Consider the following 4,357-nt stretch of genomic DNA (forward strand, 5'->3'; position numbering starts at 1 on the left):
CACTAGCTCAGTTGGTAGAGCGCAACCTTGCCAAGGTTGAGGTCACGAGTTCGAACCTCGTGTGTCGCTCCAAATTTATAGCGCCACCGCTCAGTAGAGCGCAACCCTGCTAAGGTTGAGGTCACGCCTTTTTTCGAAAAGAAAGTGAATCTCGTGTGTCGCGCCAATTTGATAAGCCTCATCATGCTTTAAATGGTGATACGGACGCGGGGTGGAGCAGCCTGGTAGCTCGTCGGGCTCATAACCCGAAGGTCGTCGGTTCAAATCCGGCCCCCGCAACCAAATTCAACGACAGTTTGCTGGTTATCAATGTCATAACCTTCAGGCCGTCGACGGATGCGCCGCCCGATTCAAATCCGGCCCCCGCAACCACTTTCAAATGAGATTTTGAGTGGCAATCAATATCTGAACCCTCAAATCATCTCTTCAAAATAAATATTGCGACACTAGCTCAGTTGGTAGAGCGCAACCTTGCCAAGGTTGAGGTCACGAGTTCGAACCTCGTGTGTCGCTCCAAATTTGCAGCGCCACTGCTCAATAGAGCGAAACCTTGCTAAGGTTAAGGCCACGTCTTTTTGGAAAAAGAAAGTGAACCTCGTGAGTCGCTTCAGTTTATTTTGAAATTCAGGGCATTCTTCTTGCTCTGAAATCTGCAAATTTGATCGGTGAACAGACTTGTCTGTAGAGATCAGAATTGCTATAAATAGAAGCCTTTAGCAGGCTGAGTAAATAAATGCGACACTAGCTCAGTTGGTAGAGCGCAACCTTGCCAAGGTTGAGGTCACGAGTTCGAACCTCGTGTGTCGCTCCAAATTTGCAGCACCACCGCTCAATAGAGCGCAACCTTGCTAAGGTTGAGGGACGCCTTTCTATGAAAAGAAAGCGAACCTCGTGTGTTACTCCAAATTTCTTGGATATATCAAACCTAAGCGGAACTCAATGAAGTTCCGCTTGATGGTTTAACTCCTTTCGATTTTCATTCAGCATGGATAATGCTAAATGATGAAAGTGCGACACTAGCTCAGTTGGTAGAGTGCAACCTTGCCAAGGTTGAGGTCACGCCTTTTTATGAAAAGGAAGTGAACCTCGTGTGTCGCGCCATTTACTTTTAAGATATCAGTCAGAAGCGGATATCTGTTCAAAGTAACCAGACAGAGAGCGACCATGTCGTTATTTGTCTGCCGCTCTTTCTAATGCTGCGAAGCATCATCCCCTAAACAATTTATCCCGGTTGCCGAATATGGCCACTTTGATATGCATGCTGTTTTTTATCAGGTCGCTATCATGTTACAGCGTTGTTGCCAGACTAGGTGGCAGCAGGCTTACACATATTCGTCAACAGAGTTATCCACAGTGAAAATATTGTGGATAACTTGGTGTATATCCTGAATTCAATTTATCAAAACTGTGATCGGCAGAATGATCTTTACACAAACTGTAGCACGTTCCAGGAAGGAAGGTTTACTTAACCTTTTGTTTTTATTTGGTTTTATTTCGAGTGGCTTTAGTTTTCTCTGAATGAAAAATGATCATTAACTTAATGTTCTTTGATCTTGGTCATTTGAGGTAGATGTGGCTAACTTTAAAAAATCAAGTTAAATTTCTGCAGGTCAGATTTTTTTTCCACATATGCAAAACTTCGAACTGAGTCATAATTTGCGCACCTGACCCCGGCAAGTTTTATGCATCTCGTGGCATTCCTTTCTGGACAATGCGGATTAATCTGGTCATTTTGTTGTTCAATGGGCGGGGAAGCTGGGCGTGCTGTTGGTCCAGAGCCCAATTAATGTGCTCATCCAGTAGTTCATTCTCGCCAAGCCGGGTTTGCAAAGCTGCTATGATTCGATGTTGGTAGGGTGCGTTTCCCATGGCAATTGCCAGGTTACGCAGCCATTGTAAATGGCCGATGCGACGTATTGCTGAGCCTTCCATGTACTTGAGAAATTGGTTTTCGCTCCACTGGAACAAGTGCACCAGATCGGCATTGTTAAGGGACTCCCGACGCTGAAAATCCATTTCTTCACTCAGTTCGGCATAACGGTTCCACGGACAGACTAACTGACAATCGTCACAGCCGTAGATACGGTTGCCAATAGCGTGGCGGAAGGGTTCCGGAATGACCCCACTGTATTCAATAGTCAGGTAGGAGATACAGCGCCGGGCATCAACAATCCCCTCGGCGACAATCGCCTGGGTCGGGCAGGAGGTGATACAGGCACTGCACTTACCACACGCTGACTCTGTGGGGGTATCTACGGGTAAAGGTAGATCTATTAGCAGTTCGCCAAGGAAAAACCAGGAACCGGCTTCTTTGTCCAGCAGTAATGAGTGTTTACCTTGCCAGCCCAGTCCGGCTTTGGCGGCCAGTGGCCGCTCCAGAATGGGGGCTGAATCGACAAAAGGTCGATATCCCAGTGAACTGACCTGCTGCTCTATTTTTTGCGCCAGCTTCTTTAACTGGTTGCGAACCAACTTATGGTAATCACGTCCCAGCGCATAGCGACTGATATAAGCTTGACTGGGATCGGCCAGATTGCTGGCAAACTGAGCCTGGATGGGCAGGTAATCCATGCGGGCCGAAATGACTCGGACCGTACCGGGTAACAGCTCCTGCGGCCTTGCCCGCATCATGCCGTGTCTGGCCATCCATTCCATCTCACCGTGGTATTTGTTGTCCAGCCAGCGCTGCAGTGCAGGTTCGTGTTGGCTGAGGTCAACATCGCATATTCCTACCTTCTGGAAACCGAGTTCACGGCCCCATTGTTTAATTTGCTGTGCGAGCTGTTGGTAGTCCATGCTGATCACTGGTGGCAAAACGGGCGGGGATCTTAACGGATCTCCTGCTGAGGATCTAGCGCGATCTGATGGTTTGCGTGCGGATCATAACGAGAAATTTGCGAATACTTACATTAGGGCGCTTGTTTCGCAATTCCAACCCAGTTTACTATGCCTGTTCTTTTGTTTTTTATATATTCAGTATCGGTTGGAATTCGAATTAATGAGTACGAAACAATTTGCCTTGCAAGATGAACAGGCGACCATCCAGGCAGGTCAAGCCCTTGCTTTGCTCTGTTCTCGGCAAACCACAATTTACTTACATGGTGATCTTGGGGCGGGTAAGACAACATTTTGTCGTGGTTTCGTACGTGCACTCGGCCATGTGGGCAACGTTAAAAGCCCAACCTATACCCTGGTAGAGCCTTATCAGCTCGCATCATGGCAAGTGTACCATTTTGACCTGTATCGATTAGCCGACCCGGAAGAGCTCGAATTTATGGGGATCCGTGATTACTTTACTTCGGATGCCATCTGTCTGGTCGAGTGGCCGGAAAAAGGCGTCGGGTTATTACCTGAGCCGGATCTCGATATCGAGCTTCGTTATGATGGTGAGCAACGAGTTATCGTGTTGACCGCCAATAATCCTTATGGACAACAATTAGTCAGTCAATTGGAGTTATGTTGATCGCTAAGTCATCCCGGACCTTTCGCACGCTGTTGCTACTGTTATTGGTCTGGCTACCCACGCAAGCCTGGGCCAATGCCCTGGAAGGGATTCGCATCTGGCCTGCGCCTGACGAAACCCGGGTGGTCATCGACCTGACCTCTGAGGTCGAATACAGCTATTTTACCCTCAGCCAGCCTGAGCGTTTGGTGGTGGATCTCAAACAGACCAGTCTGAAAACCAAACTGCCGATTGCGGTGCAAGACAGTAAAGTGCTGAAACGGATCCGCCAGAGTTCGCCACCGGAAAAAAGCACTTACCGGCTGGTGTTTGAACTGAAAAGCCAGCTGACGGCGAATTTGTTCAAACTGGCTCCTACTCCTGGGGGACAGTATGGCCACCGTCTGGTGATTGATTTGCCGCACGGGGACAGTGCGGAAGACGTTACCACCAGTTCGACTAGTGCAACCGTGAGCCGTGACGCCTCTCAACTGCTCGGTACCGCCGATATCGTTGTCGCAATCGATGCGGGACACGGTGGCGAAGACCCGGGGTCTATCGGCCCGAGCCGCAAGTATGAAAAGCATGCTACCTTGGCGATTTCAAAAAAGCTGGCTGACAATATCAACGCCGTACCGGGCATGCAGGCGGTGCTGACACGCCGCGGCGATTACTATGTCAATCTGAATAAACGATCCGAAATCGCCCGTAAGAAAAAAGCCCATCTGCTGGTATCGATCCATGCCGATGCATTTAATTCGCCTAAACCTCGCGGCGGTTCGGTGTTTGTACTCAATACCCGTCGGGCCAATACTGAGATTGCCCGTTGGGTGGAAAACCACGAGCAACAGTCACAATTGCTGGGTGGCGCGGGTGATGTGCTGGCGAAAAACAACAGCGACAAGAACATCAGTC

Annotated in this window: 3 protein-coding genes and 4 tRNA genes; 6 read left to right on the plus strand and 1 reads right to left on the minus strand. The window is 48.9% G+C overall.

Annotated elements, in window-relative coordinates; all coding sequences use genetic code 11:
* The first annotated feature begins 205 nt into the window (after positions 1-205).
* The 4 genes from ACQY6F_RS18265 (at position 206) to ACQY6F_RS18280 (ending at position 1,101) form a co-directional block, all read left to right on the plus strand.
* Positions 206-282, plus strand: a tRNA-Met gene (locus ACQY6F_RS18265).
* A 158-nt stretch (positions 283-440) separates the two neighbouring features.
* Positions 441-516: transfer RNA gene (locus ACQY6F_RS18270), tRNA-Gly, on the plus strand.
* A gap of 219 nt (positions 517-735) precedes the next feature.
* A tRNA-Gly gene (locus ACQY6F_RS18275) sits at positions 736-811 on the plus strand.
* A 199-nt stretch (positions 812-1,010) separates the two neighbouring features.
* Positions 1,011-1,101: transfer RNA gene (locus ACQY6F_RS18280), tRNA-Gly, on the plus strand.
* 579 nt (positions 1,102-1,680) lie between these two features.
* Here ACQY6F_RS18280 and queG read toward each other — a convergent pair.
* Positions 1,681-2,796, minus strand: a complete 1,116-nt coding sequence (gene queG / locus ACQY6F_RS18285; RefSeq protein WP_428776491.1) for a tRNA epoxyqueuosine(34) reductase QueG — start codon at positions 2,794-2,796, stop codon at positions 1,681-1,683.
* Positions 2,797-2,998: 202 nt separating this feature from the next.
* On the opposite strand from queG, the gene tsaE reads away from it, so the two are divergent.
* Both tsaE and ACQY6F_RS18295 read left to right on the plus strand, forming a co-directional pair.
* Positions 2,999-3,463, plus strand: coding sequence for a tRNA (adenosine(37)-N6)-threonylcarbamoyltransferase complex ATPase subunit type 1 TsaE (tsaE, locus tag ACQY6F_RS18290; RefSeq protein ID WP_428776493.1), 465 nt, complete (start codon positions 2,999-3,001; stop codon positions 3,461-3,463).
* Positions 3,457-4,357: N-acetylmuramoyl-L-alanine amidase (locus ACQY6F_RS18295; RefSeq protein WP_428776495.1), on the plus strand; the 901-nt coding region annotated here is incomplete at its 3' end. The genes tsaE and ACQY6F_RS18295, both read left to right, overlap by 7 nt.

Source organism: Vibrio sp. (assembly GCF_050299255.1).
GTDB lineage: Bacteria > Pseudomonadota > Gammaproteobacteria > Enterobacterales > Vibrionaceae > Vibrio.